Annotated in this window: 18 protein-coding genes; 12 read left to right on the forward strand and 6 right to left on the reverse strand. The window is 63.7% G+C overall.

Translation table 11 applies throughout. The features are described 5' to 3' along the window. Positions 1 to 51: 51 nt before the first annotated feature. On the reverse strand, positions 52 to 1,581 hold the full coding sequence (locus AAW00_RS06230) for an aldehyde dehydrogenase (NADP(+)) (protein WP_047003349.1): 1,530 nt from the start codon (positions 1,579 to 1,581) through the stop codon (positions 52 to 54). A 73-nt stretch (positions 1,582 to 1,654) separates the two neighbouring features. On the opposite strand from AAW00_RS06230, the gene AAW00_RS06235 reads away from it, so the two are divergent. Continuing rightward, positions 1,655 to 2,530, forward strand: a complete 876-nt coding sequence (locus AAW00_RS06235; RefSeq protein WP_082124965.1) for an SMP-30/gluconolactonase/LRE family protein — start codon at positions 1,655 to 1,657, stop codon at positions 2,528 to 2,530. A gap of 3 nt (positions 2,531 to 2,533) precedes the next feature. On the opposite strand, the gene AAW00_RS06240 is transcribed toward AAW00_RS06235, so the two are convergent. Both AAW00_RS06240 and AAW00_RS06245 read right to left on the reverse strand, forming a co-directional pair. Continuing rightward, positions 2,534 to 4,855 carry a glycoside hydrolase family 127 protein gene (locus AAW00_RS06240; RefSeq protein ID WP_162199412.1) on the reverse strand — a complete coding sequence of 774 codons (2,322 nt, stop codon included), beginning with the start codon at positions 4,853 to 4,855 and terminating at the stop codon, positions 2,534 to 2,536. Positions 4,856 to 4,892: 37 nt separating this feature from the next. Further along, positions 4,893 to 6,227 carry a sugar MFS transporter gene (locus AAW00_RS06245; protein WP_047003351.1) on the reverse strand — a complete coding sequence of 445 codons (1,335 nt, stop codon included), beginning with the start codon at positions 6,225 to 6,227 and terminating at the stop codon, positions 4,893 to 4,895. A gap of 130 nt (positions 6,228 to 6,357) precedes the next feature. Between AAW00_RS06245 and AAW00_RS06250 the strand changes: the two genes are divergently transcribed. Continuing rightward, positions 6,358 to 7,509 carry an aldose epimerase family protein gene (locus AAW00_RS06250; protein WP_047003352.1) on the forward strand — a complete coding sequence of 384 codons (1,152 nt, stop codon included), beginning with the start codon at positions 6,358 to 6,360 and terminating at the stop codon, positions 7,507 to 7,509. A 13-nt stretch (positions 7,510 to 7,522) separates the two neighbouring features. Further along, positions 7,523 to 9,325, forward strand: a complete 1,803-nt coding sequence (locus tag AAW00_RS06255) for an IlvD/Edd family dehydratase (protein WP_047003353.1) — start codon at positions 7,523 to 7,525, stop codon at positions 9,323 to 9,325. Between the two features lie 3 nt (positions 9,326 to 9,328). Here the strand turns inward: AAW00_RS06255 and AAW00_RS06260 are convergent, their stop codons facing one another. Together AAW00_RS06260 and AAW00_RS06265 are read right to left on the reverse strand one after the other, a co-directional pair. Next, complete coding sequence (locus tag AAW00_RS06260; protein ID WP_047003354.1) at positions 9,329 to 9,847, reverse strand: hypothetical protein; 519 nt, start codon at positions 9,845 to 9,847, stop codon at positions 9,329 to 9,331. A 15-nt stretch (positions 9,848 to 9,862) separates the two neighbouring features. Continuing rightward, entirely contained in the window at positions 9,863 to 10,567 is a 705-nt protein-coding gene (locus AAW00_RS06265; protein WP_241461649.1) for a FadR/GntR family transcriptional regulator, read from the reverse strand. 157 nt (positions 10,568 to 10,724) lie between these two features. Here AAW00_RS06265 and AAW00_RS06270 point away from each other — a divergent pair, with 157 nt between their 5' ends. From AAW00_RS06270 to AAW00_RS06295, 6 genes are read left to right on the forward strand one after another with little or no spacing between them, the layout of a single operon-like run. Beyond that, entirely contained in the window at positions 10,725 to 13,946 is a 3,222-nt protein-coding gene (locus AAW00_RS06270) for a glycoside hydrolase family 2 TIM barrel-domain containing protein (RefSeq protein WP_047003356.1), read from the forward strand. A 5-nt stretch (positions 13,947 to 13,951) separates the two neighbouring features. Next, complete coding sequence (locus AAW00_RS06275; protein ID WP_047003357.1) at positions 13,952 to 15,484, forward strand: alpha-N-arabinofuranosidase; 1,533 nt, start codon at positions 13,952 to 13,954, stop codon at positions 15,482 to 15,484. Next, positions 15,484 to 16,515 (forward strand): arabinan endo-1,5-alpha-L-arabinosidase, encoded by a 1,032-nt coding sequence (locus AAW00_RS06280; protein ID WP_047003358.1) that lies wholly within the window; start codon positions 15,484 to 15,486, stop codon positions 16,513 to 16,515. The genes AAW00_RS06275 and AAW00_RS06280 overlap by 1 nt, the downstream gene beginning before the upstream one ends. Beyond that, positions 16,512 to 17,576 carry a glycoside hydrolase family 43 protein gene (locus AAW00_RS06285; protein WP_047003359.1) on the forward strand — a complete coding sequence of 355 codons (1,065 nt, stop codon included), beginning with the start codon at positions 16,512 to 16,514 and terminating at the stop codon, positions 17,574 to 17,576. Before AAW00_RS06280 ends, AAW00_RS06285 begins: the two co-directional genes overlap by 4 nt. Then, positions 17,569 to 18,495 (forward strand): DUF481 domain-containing protein, encoded by a 927-nt coding sequence (locus tag AAW00_RS06290; protein ID WP_047003360.1) that lies wholly within the window; start codon positions 17,569 to 17,571, stop codon positions 18,493 to 18,495. The genes AAW00_RS06285 and AAW00_RS06290 overlap by 8 nt, the downstream gene beginning before the upstream one ends. Positions 18,496 to 18,506: 11 nt before the next feature. Then, positions 18,507 to 19,286 (forward strand): HpcH/HpaI aldolase family protein, encoded by a 780-nt coding sequence (locus AAW00_RS06295; protein ID WP_047003361.1) that lies wholly within the window; start codon positions 18,507 to 18,509, stop codon positions 19,284 to 19,286. Here the strand turns inward: AAW00_RS06295 and AAW00_RS06300 are convergent. Continuing rightward, positions 19,283 to 20,251 (reverse strand): family 43 glycosylhydrolase, encoded by a 969-nt coding sequence (locus AAW00_RS06300; protein ID WP_047003362.1) that lies wholly within the window; start codon positions 20,249 to 20,251, stop codon positions 19,283 to 19,285. The genes AAW00_RS06295 and AAW00_RS06300 overlap by 4 nt on opposite strands. A 222-nt stretch (positions 20,252 to 20,473) precedes the next feature. Between AAW00_RS06300 and AAW00_RS06305 the strand changes: the two genes are divergently transcribed. The 3 genes from AAW00_RS06305 to AAW00_RS06315 are packed head-to-tail and all read left to right on the forward strand — an operon-like array spanning position 20,474 to position 24,541. Then, the gene (locus AAW00_RS06305; RefSeq protein ID WP_052761789.1) at positions 20,474 to 21,379 is read left to right on the forward strand and encodes a nucleoside hydrolase; all 906 of its coding nucleotides are present in this window, start codon (positions 20,474 to 20,476) and stop codon (positions 21,377 to 21,379) included. Beyond that, entirely contained in the window at positions 21,376 to 23,004 is a 1,629-nt protein-coding gene (locus tag AAW00_RS06310; RefSeq protein ID WP_047003363.1) for an alpha-L-fucosidase, read from the forward strand. The genes AAW00_RS06305 and AAW00_RS06310 overlap by 4 nt, the downstream gene beginning before the upstream one ends. Then, positions 22,967 to 24,541 (forward strand): tryptophan halogenase family protein, encoded by a 1,575-nt coding sequence (locus AAW00_RS06315; protein ID WP_241461650.1) that lies wholly within the window; start codon positions 22,967 to 22,969, stop codon positions 24,539 to 24,541. Before AAW00_RS06310 ends, AAW00_RS06315 begins: the two co-directional genes overlap by 38 nt. Positions 24,542 to 24,555 lie beyond the last annotated feature (14 nt).

Below are 24,555 nucleotides of genomic sequence, written 5' to 3' on the forward strand. Positions count from 1 at the left end.
CCAGACTCCCGTTGCGTTATTTGTAGGACAATATAGATTTTGCCGTTCGGGTCAAGCGAGTTTGCCGTCGACTAGCCGCGGGACCCCGGCATCGTCGTGCAACTCCGGCGGCAGCAGGTCGGCCGGCATGTTCTGATAGCTCACCGGCCGAAGGAAGCGCTCAATGGCCAGCGTGCCGACGGACGTGGTGCGCCCGTCGATCGTCGCCGGGAACGGCCCGCCGTGAACCATGGCGTGCGCGACCTCGACTCCCGTGGGCCAACCGTTCACGAGGATGCGGCCGCACTTGCGCTCGAGGATGGGCAGCAGGCTCGCCGCCTGCGCATGGTCTGAAGCAGACAGGTGCAACGTGGCGGTCAACTGGCCCTCCAGCCCGGCGAGAACGCTCTGCAATTCGTCCGCATCCTCGCAGCGCACGATAAGGGATGACGCACCGAAAACTTCGTCCAACAGTTCGGGCACATCGGCCACCGCACGGCCCGTTACCGCGAACAGCCGCGCCGTGGCCTGGCAAGCGAGGCTGTCGCCGCCCGTGGCAAGCAACTCCACCGGAGCGGCGGCTTCGAGCCGAGCGACACCAGCCTGATAGGCCTCTCTGATGCCGGACGTGAGCATGACCTGCCCGGCCGCACCGGCGACCACCTCAGCAGCGGCAGCTTCGAAGGCGCGCAAATCCGGGCTGTCCACGGCAATGACCAGCCCCGGATTGGTGCAGAACTGGCCAGCGCCCATCGTCAGTGATCCGACGAAAGCCGCGCCAAGCGCCGCTGCATTTTCCGACAAGGCACCTGGCAGAAGCACGACCGGGTTCACGCTGGACATTTCGGCGTAGACCGGAATCGGCACCTCGCGCTCCTGCGCGATTGCGGCCAGCGCCAGGCCTCCCGCGCGCGATCCGGTAAAGCCGACCGCCGCGATGTTGGGATCGCGCACCAGAGCAGCGCCGAGTTCGTTGCCCGTGCCCATCACATGGCCGAACACGCCAGTGGGCATTCCGGTCTTCTCCGCGGCACGAGCGATGGCGCCCGCCACCATGCTGTCGGTGCCAGGATGAGCCGGGTGACCCTTGACCACCACAGGACAGCCAGCCGCCAGCGCCGAGGCAGTGTCCCCGCCGGCGGTGGAAAAAGCGAGAGGGAAGTTGGATGCACCGAATACCGCGACCGGGCCGAGTGGGATCATCCGCAACCGCAAATCGGGACGCGGCAGGGGTTCGCGATCTGGCAGCGCCGGATCGATCCGCACTCCGCGCCAGCGATCCGAACGGACCAGGTCAGCAAACAGCCTCAGTTGCCCTACCGTGCGCCCGCGTTCGCCGGTAAGGCGTGCCGCGGGCAAGCCACTCTCCAATTCAGCGCGCTTGAGCAGAGGGTCGCCCAAGGCCATGATTTCGTCTCCGATCGCCTCGAGAAAGGCGGCACGCGCCTCCGATGAGGTAGCACGATAAGCGTCGAAGGCGGCCCCGGCCGCTTTGCAGACAGGGGCAACGTCAGCGGCCGATTGCGCCGGAAAAGCGAGCTCAAGCGGCTCGCCGGTCGCCGCTTCGACTCCACGGAAGGTCTCGGTGTGCTGCTGGTCCATGAATTCTCTCTTTAAGTCTGACAATTGCGAGGGTATATGGTCTATGTTGCCGCAGCGCAACCGGGAGAGGCACATGGAAATGACCGAGGTACGCCAGTTGTGGCGCGGCGAAGCAACTCTTGGAGAGGGGCCGGCCTGGGATTCCCGGCGCGGCGTGCTTTGGTTCGTCGACATCAAGCAGCGCCATGTTCTCTGTTACAGCCCGCGCGACGGCGAGGTGCAACGTTGGGCCGCACCCGCGCAGGTCGGCTGGGTTCTCCCCACAGCCGGCGAAACCTTGCTGACCGGTTTGCAAACCGGCCTCGCGCTGTTCGATCCGCGTGACGGCAGTTTCACGCATCGCGCCGATGTCGAGGGCGATCTGCCCGGCAACCGGCTAAACGATGCGACGGTGGCACAGGACGGGTCGGTCTGGTTCGGCTCGATGGACGATCGTGAGACTGCGGTGAGCGGGCGTTTCTATCGCTGGGATGGCAATCGCGTGGTCGACTCCGGGCTTTCTCCGGTCGCCATTACCAACGGCCCATGCCTTTCGCCTGCCAATGATCGGCTCTACCACGTGGATACGATCGGCGGACGCATTGACGTGGCCACGCTGGACAAAAACGGCGCGGTCGAATGCGTCGAGGAGTTTGCGCGTATCGATCCGGCCGACGGGCATCCCGATGGGGTCAGCATCGATTCTGCAGGAAACGTCTGGCTCGGCCTGTGGGGCGGCTGGCGGGCGCGGCTGTATTCGCCAACCGGAGAAATCCTGCGCGAGGTGCGGCTGCCAGCATCCAACGTAACCAAAGTCGCTCTCGGCGGTCCCGATCTGACAACGGCCTATGTCACCACCGCGCGCGCCGGATTGACCGATGCGCAACTTGCCGAGCAACCCGACGCGGGCAGCCTGTTTGCCTTTGACGTCGATGTACCGGGCCTGCCGCTGCCGCCCGCGCGCTTGTGATTTTTAACCCTCGGGCTCCATCATGCGCACCTCGTAAAGTAGCGCATGCTCCCGCAGTGCGCGGACGCCGATGACAGCCTCGGCTCGCCCCTGTTCGCCGACCGGGGGCAAGGAAAAGGAAAGGGTGACGAACCCGTCGCCCGGCGACGGCTCCGGCCAAGCCAATTCAAGCGGCGCGCCATCCACCGTTATGCCGAACGGACGAGCGGCATCGGCACTGAACACCGTCACTTGCAGCACGGCGTCGCCCGGTCGGCGAGCCAGAGTCATGCGCATCTCGTCGCCGGGCGGCAGCCGCCGCGCGGCCCTGCCATTCCAGTTTACCACCTCGCTTCGGCCCGGAACGAAATCGTGGTCGCGCTCGGGTTGCATTTCGCCGAGATAGAGCGTGTCGACGGTCCGCCGGGACAGCGCCTGTGCAGCTTCTTGCGAGCGAATGTATTCACCCCGCCGCGCAGCCCATTCCGCCGAAGTAAAGGTGGGGAAGTAGACGGCGCTGCGCCGGTCGTACTGCCGGAAGAACGGTTTCAGAAAGAGCGTTTCCCCCAGCCCGCCCTCGGTCGTGAATACCCCGGATTTGGAGGCGGACCGCAACGCGGCGGCTGGATTGCCCTGCCCTGCGACGAGGACCGGGCCGGTGCCGACAAAGTCTTCGTCGGCCGGGCCAAGATCGGCAGCCAAGATCAGCGGCCCGCGGGTGAACGCAAGGATCGAAGGGTCGTCAGGTACGCGCTCGACGCCCAGCGTCATGGGTAGGGTCAGGTCGACCGTATCGCCCACATCCCAAGGCCGCGTTATGCGAGAGTATCCGTCTGCCATCTCGGTTTCGACCGGCACGCCGTTCACGGCAATCTGCGGCGCGGCGCTCCAGGCGGGGATGCGCATGGCCAGCGTCGTCGCACGAAGAGAGGGACGGCTCACGGATAACCGCACACTGCCTTCGTCTGGCATGGCGCTCGCCATGCGCCAGCCCAGCTCACGCTCCGGCCAGTCGAGCGACGAGGGAATGAACAGGTTAACGAAGAGCGTGCACGCCGCGGCGTCGTGCCACCAGATGGAATCGGCATGCTTGGCGTGGCTCTCCATTCCCGACCCCACGCAACACCAGAAGCTGTCCTCGGGGTCCGAATATATGCGCCTGGCCCCTGCAGCGAGCGGCATGAAGTAGACAAAGCGGCCATTGTCGGGGCGTTGGTGCGCCATTATGTGGTTGATCTGCGCCTGCTCGTAGAAATCAAACCACCGCGCATCGGGCTGCCAGCTGTACAAATGCCGGGTGAGCTTGAGCATGTTGTAGGTGTTGCATGCCTCGCACGTCGCCTCGCCGATGCGATGCGCGCGCTGGTCCGGTGGCCCGAAATGCTCGCGTTCCGAATTGCCGCCGATCACGTAGCTGTGATGCTGCGTCACGCGCTTGTGAAAGAATTGCGCGGCCCCTGCATAGCGCGCATCAGGTGCGACTTCGTGCAGACGCGCCAGGCCGATGACCTTGGGAATCTGCGTGTTGGCGTGCAGGCCTTCGAGCCGGTCCTCCTGCGCCACCAGCGGATCGAGCACGGCGCGGTGATAGATGCGCCGCGCCAGTCGCAGCCAGCGCCGGTTTCCGGTCAGCGCAAAGGTGTCGGCGTAGCTTTCGTTGAGACCGCCGTGCTCGGCGTGCAGAACCCGCTGCATCTGCTCGTCGTCGAGTGGCTCGAGCACCTCGGCGAGATAGGTCGACATGCCCAGCAGGATCGGCATCGCCGACTGCCGTCTTGCGAGGCGATAGGCGTCGATAAGCCCGGCGTGGATCTTGTGCCAGGTGTAGAGCGGAACCCACCCACCGTTGAGATCGAAGCCTCCGCTGCGAATGTCGCCGCGGCGCACTTCTTCGAACACGATCTTGCCGTCCACGATCTCGCCGTCCCGCTCGACAGTCGTCCCACCGATGTAACCATCGCCGTGTGCCGACTGGATTTGGGCCATCTGCGCCAGCGCATGGTCGAGATTGGCAGCGAGTTCGACATCACCGGTATTGGCGACCAGCAACGAGACCGCGCTGAGCCAATGGCCGAGCGAGTGCCCGGCGATACCCATCGCCTCCCACCCGCCGTAGACCGGAGCGGGCGGCTCGAGCCCCGCGGATAGGTAGAAGTTGTGCAGCAAGCGCTCGGGATCGAGCGAGGCGAGATAACTGCGGTTGGCGGCCTGGGCGTCGGCAAAGATCGACGGCGCCAAACGCACCTTGTCGAGAGGAACAGGCTCGACGAGGGCTGTAAGATAACCGCCCGTCGCCGCTCGCAAGGCCCCCGCCGGGATGGTACCGGCGAGGGCGAGCGAACTCACCCCCGCCAACCATCGACGGCGATCGACTTGCACCATGTCAGGCCAGGGTTTCGTCGGCCCCCTGCGCGGCGAGATTACCTTCCGGCAGCGCATTGGTGGGCTTGGAGCCGTAGAGCGCGTACCAGAGCACGTAGACTTCGCAGGCTACAGTCAGCCAGAAGCTGGTCTGGAGACCATAGGCATCCGCGAGCAGGCCTTGGATGGCCACCAGTGCGCCGCCGGCGATCGCCGTGATCAGCAGGCCCGAGCCTTCCTCGGTCAGCGGGCCCAGTCCCTTGATGCCCAGCGCAAAGATCGCCGGGAACATGATCGAATGGCCAAGCCCGACAAGGATCAGGCACCACAGCGCAAGCTGTCCCTGCAGGGTCGCCGCGCCGATCATTACTACCATGGCGAACAAGGCAAAGCAGGCGAGCACGCGGCTCGGACTGAAGCGACTCATCAAATAACTGCCGGCAAACCGTCCGACCATCATGCCGCCCCACATCATCGTGAGATACTTCGCCGCATCGGCGGGCGTGATCCCGCCGATTTCCGGCAGGATGGCGAAGTTGATGAAGAGGTTGGCAACGCCGATTTCAGCGATCAGGTAAATGAAGATCGCCGGAATGCCGTAGACCAGATTCTTGTGCGACCACAGCGACAGCTTCTTGCGCTCTTCGCGATTGGCCTTGCGGGTGCTTTCGCCCATCTGCGGAAGGTTGGCGCGCCAGATGATGAAGACGATGATTGCGAGGACGATCGCGACGAGCAGGTAGGGCAGCTGTGTCGCCTGAGCGTCCGCGATGCGTTCCGCAGCGGTCAGCTCGGTCCCGGCCAGCGAGGTGCCGCCGGTGGTTCGCGAAAGGATGAGGTAGCCGCCGAAATAGGGCGCGAAGAACGTGCCCATCGAGTTGAAGGCCTGCACCAGCGTGAGGCGCGATTCCGAACTCTCCGCCGGTCCGATGACCGCCACGTAGGGGTTGGCCGCGACCTGCAGGAGGGTAATTCCGCTCGCAATGACGAAAAGCGAGATCAGCGTGACCGGATAGGAGATCAGCTCCGCCGCGCCGATCATGCCGAGCGCGCCGAGCGCCATCACCGTCAGTCCGATGATCAGTGCCTTCTTGTAACCGATGCGCTCGATCAGGAAGGCCGAAGGCATACCCATCACGCCATAGGCGATGAACCAGACCGATTCGATGACGGTCGTCTGGAAGTAGTTGAGCTCGAAGACGCTGCGCAGATGCGGCAGGAGCGTTCCGTTGATGACGGTGATGAAGCCCCACATGAAGAACAAGCTGGCGAGCAGCGCCAGCGCCCTGCCGTACGGCTGTGTCGCTCCACCGGACGCAGGCGCGACACGGGCACTGGTATTTGTTGGCACTGGCATCGTCCAAGGCTCCCGTATTTTTGCAATGCGACCAAATTCGCCACTTGCAAATTTTCGATATGTCTGACTATATCGAAATCGCAAAGGCGGTCAATCGCTAAAAGTGCCGGAACTACGGGAAGGGGCATGCATGACAAAAGTGTACAAATGGGCGGCGCTGGCGCTTGCGTCACTGGCGCATGGGGCCCTGGCGGCCGCGTCGAGCGCTTCCACGGCAGAGCGCGGCACCTTCGATCGCCTGCCATCGGGCGAAGCAGTCGAGGCGGTGACGCTCACCGGCACGAACGGTGTCAGTGCCAAGATTATCACCTTCGGCGCCACCTTGCAGGAATTCAACGTGCCCGACCGCGAGGGGCGCGTCGCCGACATAACCATCGGGCATGACAACATCGCCGCCTATCTCGAAACACCCAACTACTGGGGCCAGACGATCGGGCGTTACGCCAACCGCATCGCCGGTGGGCGCTTCTCGCTCGACGGACGGAACTACCAGCTCACGCTCAATAATGGCGTCAATTCGCTCCACGGCGGGGCCGAGGGTTGGGATATGCGCAACTGGCGCATCGTGTCGGTCGATGAAGACGGGCCGGTTGCGAGCGTCACCCTCGCTCTTAGCAGCCCCAACGGCGACCAAGGCTATCCCGGCACCGTAAATGCGCGCGTGACCTACAGTCTCGACGACCGCGGGTCGCTCACCATTGCCTTCGAGGCGACGACCGATGCGCCGACCATCATCAACATGACGAACCATGCGCTGTTCAATCTGGGCGGCGAGGGTTGGCCTTACGGCACCTACGACCAGCGCCTGACCATCCCCGCCAGCCAATACCTGCCGGTGGACGCGACGCTGATTCCCACCGGAGAGCGCCGCGGAGTGGAAGGCACAGTCTTCGACTTCCGCAATGGCCGCATGATGTACGACGGCGTTCGCGACGGAGCGGACGAACAGATCGTGCTCGGTCACGGATGGGATCACAACTGGATCCTCGACAAGGGTCGAACGGCGCGCCCCGAACTCGCGGCGCGGGTCGAGCATACGCTTTCCGGCCGTGTCCTCGAGGTGCTGTCCACCGAACCGGGCCTGCAATTCTATTCGGGAAACTTCCTCGTCGGCGAACTGGTCGGCGAAGACAATTTGGTGTTCCGGATGGGCGACGGGATCGCGCTGGAGCCACAGCTTTTCCCGGATACACCCAATCAGTCCGATTTCGGGTCAGCGCGGCTTGATCCCGGACAGACCTATCGCCACACGATGATCTACCGCGTTTCCGTCGCGGGCTGAGGAGTAACCCAAGATGTCCGCGTCCCCCTCGCCCGGATCGAAGCTGCGCAGCCGCGCCTGGTTCGACAACCCGGACAATGCCGACATGACTGCTCTCTATCTCGAGCGGTACATGAACTTCGGGCTTACCCTTGAAGAGCTGCAAAGCGATAAGCCGATCATCGGCATCGCCCAGACCGGCAGCGATCTTTCGCCCTGCAACCGTCACCACATCGTATTGGCCGAGCGCGTGCGCGAGGGCATTCGCGAGGCAGGCGGCATCGCCATCGAATTTCCCGTCCATCCTATCCAGGAGACTGGCAAGCGGCCGACAGCGGGGCTGGATCGCAACCTTTCCTATCTTGGCCTGGTCGAAGTGCTTTACGGCTATCCCCTCGATGGCGTGGTGCTGACGATCGGCTGCGACAAAACGACACCGGCCATGCTGATGGGCGCGGCAACGGTGAATATCCCGGCAATCGCGCTCTCCGTCGGGCCCATGCTCAATGGCTATTTCAAGGGCGAACGCACGGGATCGGGCACGATCGTCTGGAAGGCGCGTGAGCTACTGGCCTCGGGCGAAATCGACTACCAGGGCTTTATCCGCCTCGTCGCGTCCTCGGCCCCTTCGACCGGCTATTGCAACACGATGGGCACGGCGACCACGATGAATTCGCTGGCCGAGGCGCTGGGCATGTCGCTTACCGGATCGGCAGCCATTCCCGCGCCGTACAGGGATCGGCAGGAAGTAGCCTACCACACCGGCAAGCGCGCAGTGGAACTGGTGAACGAGGACGTCAAACCCTCGGACATCATGACCAAGGATTCCTTCGCCAACGCCATCCGCGTCAATACCGCCATCGGCGGTTCGACCAACGCGCCGATCCACCTGGCGGCGATCGCCCGCCACATCGGTGTCGATCTCGACATCCGCGAGTGGGAAACGTTGGGGCTCGACATTCCACTGCTGGTGAACATGCAGCCGGCGGGCGAATATCTCGGCGAGGACTACTACCGTGCCGGCGGCGTCTGTGCCGTGGTGGGCCAGCTCATCAAGCAGGGCTTGATCGCGGAGAACGCCATGACGGTTAACGGCAAGACCATCGGCGAGAACTGTCGGGGTGTCGAGATCGAGGACGAGCGGGTCATCCGGCCCTTCGACAATCCGCTGCGCCCAGCGGCGGGCTTCGTCGTGCTCTCGGGCAACCTGTTCGATTCCGCAATCATGAAGACCAGCGTGATCTCAGAGGAATTTCGCGGCCGCTACCTGTCCAACCCCGATGACCCGGATGCGTTCGAGGGAACCGCAGTAGTGTTCGACGGGCCCGAGGAATACCACGCCAAGATCGACGATCCTGCTCTCGGCATCACGCCAGAAACGATCCTGTTTATTCGCGGCGTGGGCCCGGTGGGCTATCCGGGCAGCGCCGAGGTGGTGAACATGCGCCCGCCGACCTACCTGCTGAGCGAAGGGGTTCATGCCCTGCCTTGCGTGGGCGACGGTCGGCAATCAGGGACCAGCGGTAGTCCCTCGATCCTCAACGCCAGCCCCGAAGCTGCCGCCGGCGGCGGCCTCGCCCTGTTACGGACCGGCGACCGTATCCGCATCGATCTTCGCGCGAAGACCGCCAACATGCTTGTCTCCGACGAGGATCTGGCCGAGCGACAGCGGCAGCTGGAAGCCGATGGCGGTTACAGCTATCCCGCGAGCCAAACTCCGTGGCAGGAAATCCAGCGCAATTATGTAGGACAAATGTCGTCGGGTGCGATCCTTGAGGGTGCGGAGAAATTTCAGCGCATCGCCCAGGAACGAGGTTTGCCGCGCGACAGCCACTAGGCTCTACCAGCCGGCGGACGTATCAGGTGTAACAGCCTGTCTGGCGAGCACGTGCGGATCGCTGGCGAGCGCGTGAAGGTAGCGAAACCGCTCGTCTGTGCCGTGGTCGAGTTCGCGCAGCAGCCCTTCCTGCGCACCCGTCAGCGCGAACTCAGCGTAGCCACGGTCGCGCAAGCACTGGTGCACGGTTTCAACCATCACGCCCTGCAGGGCCGGCACGTTGCCGCGGAAGCTGCGCTGGTAGACCATGTTGTAGTCGCGCAGCATGTCGTAGAGGTCCGCCCCGTCGCCCCTGATATCTAGATCCCGCTCCTGCTGGCGCACACCCCGAAGGATCTCGGCCAGTTCTTCGCGCTCGGAAATATTCTGGGTCGCGCCGAGCATGGCGCACTCAATCGAATCGACCCGGTAATCGATAAATGGCACGTCCGCCTTGCCCCACGAAATCTCGGGCTCCTGCGGCGCGCTGGCACAGGCTGACAGGATGGCAACGGCACCGATCGACAGGGTGCGCTTCTTCATGATGCTCCTCCCCGATTACCCGGCCAGAGCCGCCTGCGTGTCGCGTTCAGCGTTGACGATCAACTCGACAGTTACCTCGCGCGCCCTTGGGCCGTCGCCGCCGGCGATAGCTTCGAAGAGGGCGCGATGTTCCTCTATGGGGTCGCGCGGACACTTCGACTGTCGATATTTAAAATAGGTGGTCCAACGTACGGCCGCGCCGATGCTGGCCGACAGGTTGACCAGCAGTTCGTTATCGGTCGCCTCAAGAATGGCCGCATGAAATTCCTGATCGGCGAGCTGGCCTTCGGCCGTGGACAGCTTGTAGCGGGCCATCTCCTCGATCGCGTGACCCATCACCGCAAGTTGGCGGGCCGTCTTCTTCTTGGCCGCAAGTTCCGCCGCCGCCGGTTCGACGATCAGGCGCAGCTCGAACAGGCTCTGCACGAATTTTGGCGGCGGCGCGGCCTCGAACATCCATTCGAGCAGCGTCGGGTCGAGCAGATGCCAGGAATCGCGATCCTTGATCCGCGTGCCGATCTTCGGCTTGCTCTCGATCAGGCCGCGCGCGGACAGCATCCGCAGCGCCTCGCGCACCACGCTGCGCGAGATCCCGAACTTCTCGGCAATCTCGATCTCGCCGGGCAGAATGTCTCCGGGCTGGTGCTGCCCGGTGACGATTGCCACGCCGAGATCGCGCGAAATCTTGACGTGCGATGGCTCTTTCTTGGTGGCGGGCACAGATGCCTCCCAGGTTTGCATGACTAATCCGCCGGGATCTATGAGCCTTGCAGCCATGGGGAAGCAACCTTTTTCAGCGCCGTTTGACGCTTGACGTTTGGACGAGTCAGTATATTGTCAGACAAGATACAAGCAAGAACAATTTTGGAGCGGACGAATGAACAGCTTGCGCGCGCTGGTTGCGCTGGGCCTGGCCTCGGTATCCACGGCTGCGCTGTCGACTGGCGCGCTGGCGCAGGATCCGCGGATCGATCCCGTGCAAATCGATCCGTCGCGCCCTGACTGGGAAAATCCCACAGTCTTCGAGCGCAACCGCCTGCCCATGCGTGCCACGGGTTTCCCCTTCGAAAGCGGCGAACTGGCCTTGCAGGGCGAGCCGGAACGTTCGTCGCGTTACTTGTCACTCGACGGGACATGGGACTTCCATTTCTCGCCGGGCGCCGACGAAGCGCCGCAGGGTTTCGAACGCCCCGGCTACGACACTTCCGGCTGGGATCAGATCCCCGTGCCGTCGGACTGGCAAGCCGAGGGATATGGGCAGGCGATGTTCAACAACATTCGCTACCCCTTTCCGGCCAATCGCCCGCTGATCCAGCACGACATCAACTCGGTCGGCTCTTACCGCCGCGACTTCACGCTGCCCGCGGGCTGGTCGGGCGAGAATGTCATCCTCCACATCGGCGCCGCGGGGGGGGCCTACTACGTCTGGGTGAACGGCGAGATGGTCGGCTACGCGCAGGATTCGAAGCTGCCGAGCGAATTCGACCTTACCGAGTATCTGCGCCCCGGCTCCAACACCATCGCCCTGCGGGTCTATCGCTGGTCCGACGGGAGTTACCTGGAAGACCAGGATTTCTGGCGCGTCTCGGGCATCGAGCGCTCGGTCTACCTTTATGCCGTTCCGGAAACCCGCGTGGAGGACACCTTCGTGCGCGCGGGACTGGACGATGCCTATCGCGACGGTCGGCTGTCGGTGGACGTGGCCGTCAGTTCCGGCACCGCGGCGCGGGCCCGCATGACGTTGCTCGACGGGGATCGCCGCTTGCTCGAAAGGTCTGCAGACCTCGCGCGCAGCGCCGACGCGCGCAGCGTCACCCTGTCGGCGGATGTGCCCGGTGTCGATCACTGGACGGCCGAGACCCCGCGGCTCTACACCCTGCTGACCGAGCTCATCGACGCGCGTGGCAACGTGCTCGAGGCAACCGCCCGGCAGATCGGCTTCCGCACGGTCGAGGTGCGCGATGCGCAGGTTATGGTGAACGGTCAGCCGATCACCATTCGTGGCGTCAACCGGCACGAGCACGATCCGGAAACCTTCCACGTCGTCAGCCGCGAAAGCATGGAACGCGATATCGCGCTGATGAAGCAGAACAACATCAACGCCATCCGCACCTCGCACTACCCGAACGATCCTTACCTCTACGAACTCGCAGACCGCTACGGCCTCTACGTCATGGACGAGGCGAACATCGAGAGCCACGGCTACATGGACTACGCCAACGGCCGTCCGCTCGAACGCGCGCACTGGCAGGTCGGGTTCGACCCCGCCTGGGTCGATGCTCACGTCAGCCGCGTCATGCGGATGGTCGAGCGCGACAAGAATCATCCCTCGATCATCTTCTGGTCGCTCGGCAACGAGGCGGGCATCGGCCAGGCCTTCGAGCAGGCCGCCACCGCGGCACGCGCGCGCGATCCGAGCAGGCTGATCAGCTACCTTGGCTGGGGCACCTGGGACGGCATCGACGATCACCGGCCTAACTGGTACGCCGATATCTACGCACCGATGTACGATCCTGCGGTCAAGCTGGAAGATTACGTCACCAACTGGAACTTCGACCAGCCGGTGATCATGTGCGAATACGCACACATGATGGGCAATTCCGGCGGCAATCTCGCCGAATACTGGGACACCATCTACGCGCACCCGCAACTGCAAGGCGGCTTCATCTGGGATTGGGTCGACCAGTCCATGTACGCCTATACGGAAGACGGGCGGCGATACTGGGGGGACGGCAGCATTTACGGCAACAACCCCAGCGGCAACGGCGACATAGAGATCGGCGACGGCATGCTGCAGTCGGACCGCACGCCCAATCCGACGCTATACGAATTGCGCAAGGTCTACTCGCCTATCGAATTTTCTGAATTCGATCCGGCAACCGGTGTCGTTACGCGCACAAATCGCTTCGATTTCGTTGATCTCGGCGGATACACCTTCGACTGGTCGCTTGAACGCGACGGCGTAAGGATCGACGGCGGCGACCTGCCTGCCAGCTCTCTCGCCGCCCACGCCAGCGAGACGCTTACCCTGCCCCTGTCCGGTATAGCCCTCGATCCGCGGGCGGAATATCATGTCACCGTCCGCGCTCTGGCTCCTGACGGGGCCATTCCGCAGGTGCCGGGCGGAACGGTATTGGGCTGGGAGCAGTTCGCCGTGCAGGTGCCCACCCCCATCCAGCCGCAAGCGGTGGAAGGCCGAGTAGAGCTCGACCGCGGTCGTGGTGCCTACACGCTTTCTGCGAACGGCGCGTCGCTGGTGATCGACCGAAACACCGGCCTGATTGACAGCTATGCCGCTGGAGGCACCGAGCTGGTCGATGGCGGCGAGCCCTACTTCTGGCGAGCGCTGACCGACAACGACAACGGAACCCCGGCGGCCCGCAACATGGCGGTGTGGCAATCGCTGAGCACCCAGCGCCGCGTCGAAAACATCGATGCCAGTGGATCGGCGATCTCCGTCACGCACCTGCTCGGCGAAGGGCAGGCACGTTTCGTAACCACATACTCCATGTCGAGCGACGGCAGCGTCGAGGTGATGGGGCAACTCCAGCCTCTCGTCGACGACCTGCCACCGCCCTTCCGCATCGGTCTCAGCTACGACATGGCGGAGAGCTTCGATATGGTGGAGTGGTTCGGCCGCGGCCCGCACGAAAGCTACGTCGATCGCCGGACCTCGGCCCCCATCGGCCTGTGGCGCGGAGCGCTTGCCGATCAGAACCACGATTACATTCGCCCGCAAGAAACCGGCAACAAGGTCGATGTGCGCTGGATGGAGGTCGGCGGCGACGGACGGGGTGTTCGCATCGAGGGCGAGCAGCCGATGATGATGAACGCGCTCGCCTTTCCTTACGAAGACCTGTTGCGCCGTGCGCCTGGCACCGCGCGCTCCACCGATATCGTGCCGCATGGGCAGGGCTCTCTCCTCGTCGACGCAGCACAATGGGGCGTGGGCGGCGACACGCAGTGGAGTGATTTCGGCCTGCCGCTCGAGCAATACCGCACCGCCGCCGAGGACACCCAGTTCACTTTCCGCCTCACGCCCTTCACCGGGCCGGGCACCACCCCCGACCTCGCGCGCCCGGCGCGCGCAACGGAGTAGATACCATGAAGCTGTTTTTCGGCGCCGCCCTGGCGCTCGTTCTTGCCGCGCCTGCCCTTGCGCAAACCACTGTCACCGTAAATGCCAACGATCCGCAGCCGGCCTACGATAAGCGTATCTTCGGCCAGTTCGCCGAGCATCTCGGCACAGGTATCGAGGACGGCATCTGGGTGGGCCGCGATAGCGCAATCCCCAACGAAAACGGCGTGCGCACCGACGTGCTCGAGGCCCTGCGCGCGATCAACGTGCCGGTAGTGCGTTGGCCGGGTGGCTGCTTCGCCGACGAGTATCACTGGCGCGAAGGCATCGGCGAGCAGGAAGGCCGCGCGGTGCGGATCAACACCCACTGGGGCTATGTAACCGAGGAAAATCGCTTCGGCACGCACGAGTTCATGGACTTTGCCGAGGCACTGGGCGCCGAGCCCTACGTATCGGGCAACATCGGCTCCGCCCCGCCCTTCGAGATGGCCGAATGGGTCGAATACATGACCACGCCCATCGGCTCGAGCCTCGCGCGCGAGCGTGCAGCCAATGGGCGCGACCGGCCGTGGAATCTCACCATGTTCGGCCTCGGCAACGAGCTCTGGGGCTGTGGCGGCAATATGCGCCCTGAATATGCCGCCGACTTGACCCGCCGCTACTCCACCTTCGTCAAGGTACCCTCCGGCCAGAGCGTCATGCGCATCGCCAGCGGTGCCAACGACATGGACCTGAACTGGACCGACGTCATGATGGAGCGCGCCGGCAACATGTTCGACGGCATCGGTGTCCACTACTACACGATCCCCTACGACTGGGGACACAAGGGCTCGGCGATCGGCTTCGACGAGGATCAGTGGGCGCGCACCCTGGTCAAGACGACGCACATGGATGAACTCATCACCGCGCATTCCGAGGTGATGGACCGCCATGATCCCAATCGCCGCGTGGCGTTGCTGATCGACGAGTGGGGGACGTGGTACGACCAGGATCCCGACACCCATCCGGGCTTCCTGCGCCAGCAGAACAGCCTACGCGACGCTCTCGTGACCTCGCTTAACTTCGACATTTTCGCCCGCCATACCGAGCGCGTGCGCGGGGCCAATATCGCGCAGATGGTGAACGTGCTGCAGGCGATGATGTTCACCGACGGGCCCGACATGGTACTCACCCCCACCTACCACGTCTTCGATCTCTACCAGGGTTACATGGATGGTACGGTCTATCCGGTGGAGGTCGAGAGCCCGACCTACTCGGTCAACGAATGGTCCATGGACGAGGTCAGTGCCAGTTCGGTGCGCGGCACCGACGGCGTGCTGCGGATCGGTCTCACCAACGTCAATCCGCATGATGCCGAGGAAGTGACCATCGAGCTCGACGGTGCCACCGGCTCGGCCGTGACCGGGAGGATGGTGACGGCGGCCGCGATGGATGCGCACAACACCTTCGACCAGCCTAACAACGTGACAGTGCAAACCTTCACGGGCGCACGCATCGATGGCGACACCATCCGTCTCAGTTTGCCGGCCAAGTCGGTCGTGATGCTCGAAGTCAGGTAGTGCTCTCTGCCGTCCGGACAGTCGTCGCTACCCTCGCCGCCGCGCTCGCCAGTGCCTGCGCGGCGGTCGAGGTGCCGACCGCTCCGGCAGTCGGCAGCCTCGCGCTGACCGGGGATATCGTCCCCGCGCATGATCCCGTTCTGATCCGGGAAGGCAGTCGCTACTATGCCTACTCCACCGGACTTGGTGGCAGGTTGCCTCTAACCGCGCGCTATTCCGACGACATGGCGGAATGGCACTCGCTCCCCAGTCCCATAGCCGTGATACCGGATTGGGCGCGCGAAATGGTGCCAACGGCGCGCGGGTTCTGGGCACCGGACGTCGAAAGGGTCGGTGGGCAATACCGGCTCTATTATTCGGTATCGACGTTCGGGTCACGCAACTCCGCCATCGGGCTTGCTACGTCGGTCAGTCTCGATCCGAACTCGCCCGACTATGGCTGGCGCGATGAGGGTCTCGTAGTGCGATCGAGCGACGACACAGACTACAACGCCATCGATCCCGATTTTCAGATCGACCGCGAGGGCAGGCATTGGCTTGTCTTCGGCAGCTTCTGGGGCGGGATACAGCTCGTGGAGCTCGACCCGGCCACCGGCATCCCGCCGCCCGGCGCGCAGCCGCGGCGCATCGCCCGTCGTGACGCCGCAGCCAATTGGGCCATCGAGGCGCCATTCATCGTCGAACACGGTGGGTGGTACTACCTCATCGTCGGCTTCGACCACTGCTGCCGCGCCGAACAGAGCGACTACAAACTTGCCATGAGCCGGGCGCGTGACATTGGCGGGCCCTACCTCGATCGCGACGGCTCTTCGATGTTGGAGGCAGGTGGCACCATTTTGCTGGAAGCCGACGCGGACGACCGGTTTCGCGGTCCGGGCCACGCCGGATATTTCCTGGACCGCGATGGCGAGGAGTATCTCGTGTTTCACGGCTACGACAGTCGCAACGACGGGCGGGCCACTTTGCGGCTGGCGAAGCTCGGATGGGACGAAGCAGGCTGGCCAGTGATCGAAGGAAACCCCTTACAATGACTTCCAATCCCACGATCGCACGCCGCGGTTTCCTTGCGTCCTCGCTCGCGGGAGCGGGCGCTCTCACAATACCCGGCCGCAGCCTGGCGCAGGCTTGCGAGAGTGAGCTCGTCATCAACCCGCTCATCTTCCAGCGCGCCGACCCGTGGGTCACGCGCGATGGGGAAGGACGCTACCTGTTTACCGCCTCGGTGCCCGAGTACGACAGGATCATCCTGCGCCGTTCGGACACTTTGGCCGGATTGTCACGCGCAGCAGAGATCACGTTATGGCATCGCCCTGTCAGCGGACGGATGGGCGGACATATCTGGGCGCCTGAGATCCATCAGATCGGTGGGCGTTGGTGCGTCTACTTCGCTGCCGGAGATGCCGACGAGGTCTTCCGCATTCGCACCTATGCCCTGGCCTGCGAGGGCGAGGATCCAATGGACGATCGCTGGTCCGTGCTCGGCCAGTTGCAGGCACCTTGGGACAGCTTCTGCCTTGATGCGACTTCATTCCAACATCGCGGGACCGACTATCTGTGCTGGGCACAGCACGAGCCTGGGATCGAGACGAATTCGAACCTCTACCTCGCCCCGCTCGCCACGCCATTGACCTTTGCCGCCCCGCCGCTCAGGCTGACAGTGCCCACCCTTGACTGGGAGATCCAGGGCTACAAGGTCAACGAAGGGCCGGCGCTGCTCAAGCATGGCGACAAGCTGTTCCTCACCTATTCAGCCAGCGCTACCGACGAGCGGTATGCCGTGGGGATGCTCACGGCGCACAGGGATGCGGACCTGATGGATCTGGCAAGCTGGGCCAAGTCGCCCGTGCCGGTCATGACGAGCGCGCCCGATCGGTGTGTGTTCGGGCCCGGTCACAACAGCTTCACCACCGACGAGTGCGGCCGCGACGTGATGGTCTTCCATGCACGTGGCTATGCCGATATCGAGGGCGATCCGCTTTACGATCCCAATCGTCACACGCGCGTGCAGCACGTCCGCTATGACGATCAGGGTATTCCTGTCTTCAACCCGCCTGCCGGTGCCGGCCCCCTGCGGTACCCGTCCGATGTCTAAGGTGCGGCACGGCCTGCTCGCACTGGCGCTCGGCTTTACTATCGCGCCGGCGACCGTAGCCGCCCAATCGCTGCCCGAGCCCGTTCTCGCCATGATCGAGGAGGCCATCCGGCAGGGTGACGCCGGTCAGGTCGACAGCGTCATCGCGCTGGCCCGCACCACCAACCCCGCAGCGGGAACCGAACTGGACACGCTGCAGGAAGAGTTCCATCGCCGCCGGCGCGAGCAGGAAGCGCGAGAAGCGGAGAGCCGCGAGGCGGCCATCGAGGCGGCCGGTCCGCTTGAACTGTGGCGCGGCCGGGGCGAAGTCGGTGCCTACCGTAATACCGGCAACGGGTCGAACGTCGGTGCCACAGCTGCCTTCCAGTTGACCCGACAGGGTGACGAGTGGGAACACCGGTTGACTGGCCGGTTCGACTATCTCGCCAACGACAATTACGATCGTACGCAGTTTCTCTTGGCCTATCGTCCACGGTTCGCGCTGTCGGACGACGTGTTCTCGTTCGGGCTTGCCCAGCTCGAAGCCGATCCGTTTCAAGGCTTCGATCGGCGTTATTCAGTATCCGGCGGTCTGGGCTACCGGGTAGTGAACGAGTCCGATCTCAAGCTGTCGGTCGAGGCTGGGCCGGCATGGCGATATACCGAACTGGCGGCGGGCGGAGAGGAAAGCGCTGTATCCACGCTCGGCACGCTCGACCTCGATTGGCAAGTCGCACAAAGACTAAAGTTGGCGCAGGACGCCAGTGCCTACATCGAGAGCGAGAACAGTTCGTTCACCTCGGTCACCGCGCTGGAAGCGGGCGTAGGAGGCGGCCTGATCGCTCGGCTTTCCTATGCCGTCGAGCACGACACGGATCCGCCCGGCGGTGCCGAAAAGACCGACACGCTTTCGCGCTTCACCCTGGTCTACGAGTTCTAGCGAGGTCTGCCATGACGTTCCGCCCGAGCAGGATTGCCTTCAAGCAAGCCCTGGCTAGCGAACGACCGCTGATCGGGATGTGGCAGGCACTGGCCGACCCCTACACCGCGGAAATCTGCGCGCATTGCGGGTTCGACTGGTTGCTGTTCGACGGCGAGCATTCGCCGAATTCGCTGTATAGTTTGCTAGCCCAGGCGCAGGCGGTCTCGGCCTTTCCGCTGGAGCCCATCGCCCGGGTTCCGGCGCGCGATCCCGTCGCGATCAAGCAGTATCTCGACATGGGCTTTCACACGATCCTGGTGCCGATGGTGGAGGACGCCGCCGAAGCCGAGGAACTGGTGCGTGCCATGCGCTACGCCCCTCACGGCTTTCGCGGTGTCTCGAGCGCCACCGCCCGCGCAGCGGCCTTCGGGAGGAACGTCGACTATCTGCACCAGGCCAACGAGATGGTGACGCTGATCGTCCAGATCGAAAGCGCCAAGGGGCTCGATAATATCGAGACCATCGCAGCTGTCGAAGGCGTAGACGCGCTGTTCGTCGGGCCGGCGGATCTCTCGGCCTCGCTCGGCTATCTCGGCCAGCCGCTGCACCCGGAGGTCGGCAAGGCCGTGGCCCACGCCAAGTCAGTGATCGACGCGGCGGGCAAGCCCGCCGGCGTATTTTCAGTCTCGCCCGAAAATGCGCGCCAGCGGATCGCGGAGGGCTTCAAGTTCGTCTCTGTGGGGACCGATATCGGCTTCCTGATGGAACGGGCCTCCGCCGTTCTCGAGGAAGTGCGCGGCCCCGCCTAGTCGGCCGAGGTCGGCGTTCCCGGCGTACCTGCGGGCAATGTGATACCCTCGCGCGTCTGGGTGATCGGCAGCATCAGCCCGTTGGCATCGTAACGCAGCCGCTCCACCGCCACCGAGCGGCGATATTGCATCCCCTCGACCCCATCGATGGTCAGCGTGCCGTTGTGGTAGAAGAAATACCAGTCGCCGAGGAACTGCTCGATCCCGGCATGGATGGTGAAGCTGTTGGTCGCTTCGCCGGTCAACTCGCCGCGATAGGTCCACGGTCCCTGCATAGATGGCGCCGTGGCGTAGGAAATGCGCTCGTTGGGCTGCACGTTCTCGATGATCGAGGCGTAGGTCAGGTAATAGAGGTCGCCGCGCTTGTGCAGCCACGGGCCCTCCAGGTAATTCGTGATCGACAACTCCTGCGGTTCCCCGTCGAGCTCGATCATGTTGTCCTTCAGCCGGGCGAGATAGAGGTTGGAGTTGCCCCAGGCGAGCCAGGCGGTGCCGTCGTCATCGATGAAAACGGTAGGATCGATATCGCTCCACGCACGCCATGTGGCGGGGTTGTCGAGTACGAGTGCGCTGCCCCGCGCATCATGGCAAGGACCTACCGGCGTATCGCACTCGGCTACCCCGATTGCCTTGCCCGGGCTTGTATCGTCGTGCTCGACGGTGAAGTAGAAGAAATAGCGCCCATCGCGCTCGACCATCTGCGACGCCCAGGCCTCCCCCTCCGCCCACGCGATGTCGGACGGGCGGAAGAACGCGCCGTGGTCTGTCCAATGACGCATGTCGGTCGTGGAATAGACGACCCATTCATCGATGCGGAAATGCTCGTTGCCCTCGTCATGCCCTGCATAGAGATAAAGGGTGTCGCCGACCGTCAGCGGAGCCGGATCGGCGGTAAAGCGGTTGCGGAAGATCGGGTTTGCGCCGGTAGGATCGTACGCGGGGGCTGTGGCGCACGATGCCAGCATTGCGCATGCCAGTCCTAAGCACGACCCTCTCGCGATCCAACCCATCGTTCACCTTCCCAAACAGACTGTTGCCGTTGGTGGTAATTTGTCATACAAATGCTGTCAACCGGGAGAGACAGGTTGTATCGAAGGGATCTTCTAGGCTTATCGGCTGCGGCGCTGACGTGGCAGGCTTTACGCCCCCTGTCGGCTCTGGCGTCCCACGCTCCGCAGGTTCCACGGATGCGCGTGATCTGCGACAACGACTTCTCCGGTGATCCCGATGGCTTGTTCCAACTCGCGCACCACCTGCTCTCGCCGTCTGTCACGATCCCCTTCATCGTCGGGTCCCACATCCACGTCGACGACTTCCTCGACGGCTCGCGTACACAGGCTGACAATGCTGCCGCGCGGGCCCTTGCTCTCATAGCCGCAATGGGTCTGTCTCAGGCACCCGAGGTGCTGATCGGTGTCAACGCCGTCAGCGACATTGGCAGCAGCCCAAGCGCTTTAACCCGGCGCATCATCGCCGAGGCCGAGCGTGACGACACCGACCTGCCGCTTGTCTATGCTGCCGGCGCCGGTCTTACCGAACTCGCCGAGGCTCTGCGCGCAGCGCCGCACATCGCGGGTCGAATGCGCCTGGCGTGGATTGGCGGCCCCGAATGGGAAGAGACACCGTTGCCTGTGCCGTCTCGCGGCTCGTGGGAATACAATTTCCACATCGACATTGCCGCAACGCAGTTCGTGTTCAACGATTCTGGCATCGAGATCTGGCAGGTTCCGCGCCAGACCTATCGACAAGTGATGGTATCGATGCCCGAATTGGAAAGGGCGCTTGAAGGGGCAGGTTCGCTTGGCACTTTCCTGCTCGATGCCCTCAGCGACGTCCGCCATCGCTGGCCCGACCATATGGGCGAAACCTTCATTCTGGGCGACAACCCACTGGTGACGCTCACCGCCCTCATGAGTTCTTTCGAACCCGATACCTCATCCAGCGCCTACGTAGTGCGCCCGACGCCGATGGTTACCGCCGACGGCACCTATAACCCCCGCCCTGGAGCTCGACCGATGCGGATTTTCAACGAAATCGATACCCGCCTGACCCTGGCCGACATGTTTGCAAAGTTCGCGCGGCACGCGGCATGAAGCTGACACGTCGCCAATTTGCAGCAGGGCTTTCCACTGGCATGGCGGCGGCCTGCGCGCCGCTGCCACCCTCTCGCATCACTTCCCCGCGCTTTGCCCCGAAATGGGACTCACTCAGCGCCAACTTCACCGCGCCCGAATGGTTTCGCGATGCTAAATTCGGCATCTGGGCCCATTGGGGTCCGCAATGCGTGCCGATGGCTGGTGACTGGTACGCCCGCCGAATGTACCTTCAGGGCGACTGGAAATACGATCATCATCTGGCGAATTACGGCCATCCCACGCAGCACGGCTTCATCGACCTGCTGGACGGCTGGACTGCCGAGCGCTGGGATCCCGGCGCCTTGCTCGATCTTTATCAGCGTGCGGGTGCAAAATATTTCATGGCGCTCGCCGTGCATCACGACAACTTCGACTGCTTCGACAGCCAGCATCATGGTTGGAATGCCATGCGTATCGGCCCGCGTCGCGATATCGTGGGAACGTGGGAGCGGCTGGCACGAGAACGTGGAATGAAGTTTGCGATTTCCAACCATGGCTCGCACGCGTGGCACTGGTTCCAGGCCGCTTACGGCTACGACCCGGAGGGGCCGTTGCGGGGACGGCGCTACGATGCATGGCGGCTGCGCGAAGCGGACGGTCGGGGCAAGTCTTGGCAGGGGCTTGATCCGCAACAGTTCTATACCGGCGCGATGATGCCAATGCCGCCGGGAATTGATACCGTGGCCGATGCGAACGCGTGGCACGAGGCCAACGATCGCGTCTGGACCGAGGACGCTCCACCGAACAATCCGGCCTTTGTCGCAAAATGGAAAGCGCGTGCGATCGACATGATCGACCGCTATCGCCCCGACCTCTTCTATTACGACAATTCGGAGGATCTGCCCTTCGGCGCGGCCGGGCTCGAGGTGACCGCGCATTACTACAACCGCGGCTTGGAATGGCACGACGGCGAGCAGCGCGTGGCGGCGACCGCGAAGCTGCTTCCGGCTGATAAAGCGGGTGCGGTGATCGTGGATGTCGAACGAGGCGATCGGGCGGAAATCTCGCCCGTACCCTGGCAATCGGGAACCTGTATCGGAGACTGGTATTACGACGAGGGTATCTACCGCCGCCACGAGTACAAGAGCGCGCAGACGATCATCCATCGCCTGTGCGACACGGTGGCGAAGAACGGCAACCTGATGCTGAGCGTACCGATCCGCCCGGACGGCACGCTGGACGACGACGAACACGCAATTCTCGAAGAACTCGCCGGCTGGGTGCGGATCAACGGCGATGCCATCTTCGCCACCCGCCCCGCACATGTGTTCGGGGAAGGTCCGACCCAGGTGACCGCCGGCGCCTTCGGCGAGAGCAATACTTCCGCCTTCACCGCTCGTGATATCCGCTACACACGAAAGGGCGACGATCTGTTCGCGATAGCGCTGGGCGTGCCGGAGGACGGTCGGGTCTTGCTGCAGGCGCTTGGTAATGTCGATGTTGAGCGCGTCGACCTGCTTGGTCATGCGGGGCCAGTCCCGCACGGGCGTACTTCCGCGGGCGTGTTTCTTGAAATCCCCGGTGTTCGGGGCGACGCTCCTGCCCTTGCCTTTCGACTGCGAGGCGCTGCAAGACGGCTGTAGGATGCAGGAAGTTATGGACAAGGGAGCTGGCACACAGGGTTATGACCCGGTGCGCAACGTCGTCATCGTTGGTGGTGGTACCGCAGGCTGGATGGCGGCGGCGGCCTTGTCGCGCTTCCTCGGCCGAGATCGGACGATCACGCTCGTTGAATCCGATGCCATCGGTATCGTCGGCGTGGGCGAGGCGACGATCCCGCCCATCCGCACCTTCAATTCCATGCTCGACATCGCCGAGGAGGATTTCCTTCGCGAGACCCGCGGTACCTTCAAGCTGGGGATCGAATTCGTCAATTGGGGCCGAGTCGGCGATCGCTACATGCACCCGTTCGGGGCCTACGGACAGGACTTCCACGGCGTCCCGTTCCATCAGATGTGGCTGCGCTATCGGGCCCTGGGAGGAGATGCCGGGCTCGAGGATTTCTCGATGTGCATAGCCGCCGCGCACCGTGGAAAGTTCGGCAAGGCGCGGCCCGGCGAGCCCACGCCGCTCCAGCATATCGCCTGGGCCTATCACTTCGATGCCGGACTTTATGCCCGGTTCCTGCGCGGAATTGCCGAACAACAGGGCGTTGTTCGGCGCGAGGGCAGGATCGTCGCCTTCCACCGAGATGGCGAAAGCGGCGATGTCACCTCGGTCGAATTCGAAGGCGGGACACGCCTCGCCGGTGACCTGTTTCTCGACTGTTCGGGCTTTCGCGGCCTGCTGATCGAAGAGGCTCTGGAGACAGGCTGGGAGGACTGGAGCCACTGGCTTCCAATGGACAGCGCATTGGCAGTGCCCACCGCCAATACGGAGGCCCCAGCACCCTTCACACGCTCGACCGCGCATGCCGCAGGTTGGCAATGGCGCATTCCCCTGCAGCACCGGACCGGCAACGGCCATGTCTTCTGCAGCGCGCATACTGACGCCGACCAAGCGGAGCGGACGTTACGCGAGAACGTCGAGGGCGACCTGCTCGCCGACCCTCGCATGATCCGCTTCACGACCGGTATGCGCAGGCAGGCGTGGAACCACAACGTGGTGTCGCTAGGCTTGGCGTCAGGCTTCATCGAGCCCCTCGAATCAACCAGCATCCACCTCATCCAGCACGGCGTGCTACGACTGATCGGCCTGTTCCCGGACCGCAAGATCAACCCCACGGAGCGCGAGGAGTATAATCGCAACCTGCGCAGCATCTTCGAGTTCGTGCGCGATTTCGTCATTCTCCATTACAAGGCCAACCAGCGCGAGGACTCAGTCTTCTGGCGGCAGATGGCAGCAATGTCTGTTCCCGACACGCTCCAGCACCGGATGGACCTGTGGCAGGCGCACGGGAGAGTGTTCCCCAAGGAAGCTGACATGTTCAACATCCCGAGCTGGGTCGCGGTCATGCTAGGCCAGAACGTCACACCCGATCGCTACGATCCGGTTGCCGACGCGCTGGTCGAAAAGCAGCTCACCGCCGCGCTTGCGGACATGCGCACTCGCTACGCGGAGACCGCCGGGCGTCTACCGTCACACGAGACGTATCTGCAGAAGGTCGGTGCCTGGGCGTGAGAGGGGCTGGCCAT

Source organism: Aurantiacibacter luteus, assembly GCF_001010945.1.
Lineage (GTDB): Bacteria > Pseudomonadota > Alphaproteobacteria > Sphingomonadales > Sphingomonadaceae > Alteraurantiacibacter > Alteraurantiacibacter luteus.

Bases quoted from the DNA above. Each gene is read 5' to 3' on its own strand.
- AAW00_RS06230 (WP_047003349.1), bottom strand. From the start codon at position 1,581: ATGGACCAGCAGCACACCGAGACCTTCCGTGGAGTCGAAGCGGCGACC.
- AAW00_RS06235 (WP_082124965.1), top strand. From the start codon at position 1,655: ATGGAAATGACCGAGGTACGCCAGTTGTGGCGCGGCGAAGCAACTCTT.
- AAW00_RS06245 (WP_047003351.1), bottom strand. From the start codon at position 6,227: ATGCCAGTGCCAACAAATACCAGTGCCCGTGTCGCGCCTGCGTCCGGT.
- AAW00_RS06250 (WP_047003352.1), top strand. From the start codon at position 6,358: ATGACAAAAGTGTACAAATGGGCGGCGCTGGCGCTTGCGTCACTGGCG.
- AAW00_RS06255 (WP_047003353.1), top strand. From the start codon at position 7,523: ATGTCCGCGTCCCCCTCGCCCGGATCGAAGCTGCGCAGCCGCGCCTGG.
- AAW00_RS06260 (WP_047003354.1), bottom strand. From the start codon at position 9,847: ATGAAGAAGCGCACCCTGTCGATCGGTGCCGTTGCCATCCTGTCAGCC.
- AAW00_RS06270 (WP_047003356.1), top strand. From the start codon at position 10,725: ATGAACAGCTTGCGCGCGCTGGTTGCGCTGGGCCTGGCCTCGGTATCC.
- AAW00_RS06275 (WP_047003357.1), top strand. From the start codon at position 13,952: ATGAAGCTGTTTTTCGGCGCCGCCCTGGCGCTCGTTCTTGCCGCGCCT.
- AAW00_RS06285 (WP_047003359.1), top strand. From the start codon at position 16,512: ATGACTTCCAATCCCACGATCGCACGCCGCGGTTTCCTTGCGTCCTCG.
- AAW00_RS06290 (WP_047003360.1), top strand. From the start codon at position 17,569: ATGTCTAAGGTGCGGCACGGCCTGCTCGCACTGGCGCTCGGCTTTACT.
- AAW00_RS06295 (WP_047003361.1), top strand. From the start codon at position 18,507: ATGACGTTCCGCCCGAGCAGGATTGCCTTCAAGCAAGCCCTGGCTAGC.
- AAW00_RS06300 (WP_047003362.1), bottom strand. From the start codon at position 20,251: ATGCTGGCATCGTGCGCCACAGCCCCCGCGTACGATCCTACCGGCGCA.
- AAW00_RS06305 (WP_052761789.1), top strand. From the start codon at position 20,474: ATGCGCGTGATCTGCGACAACGACTTCTCCGGTGATCCCGATGGCTTG.
- AAW00_RS06310 (WP_047003363.1), top strand. From the start codon at position 21,376: ATGAAGCTGACACGTCGCCAATTTGCAGCAGGGCTTTCCACTGGCATG.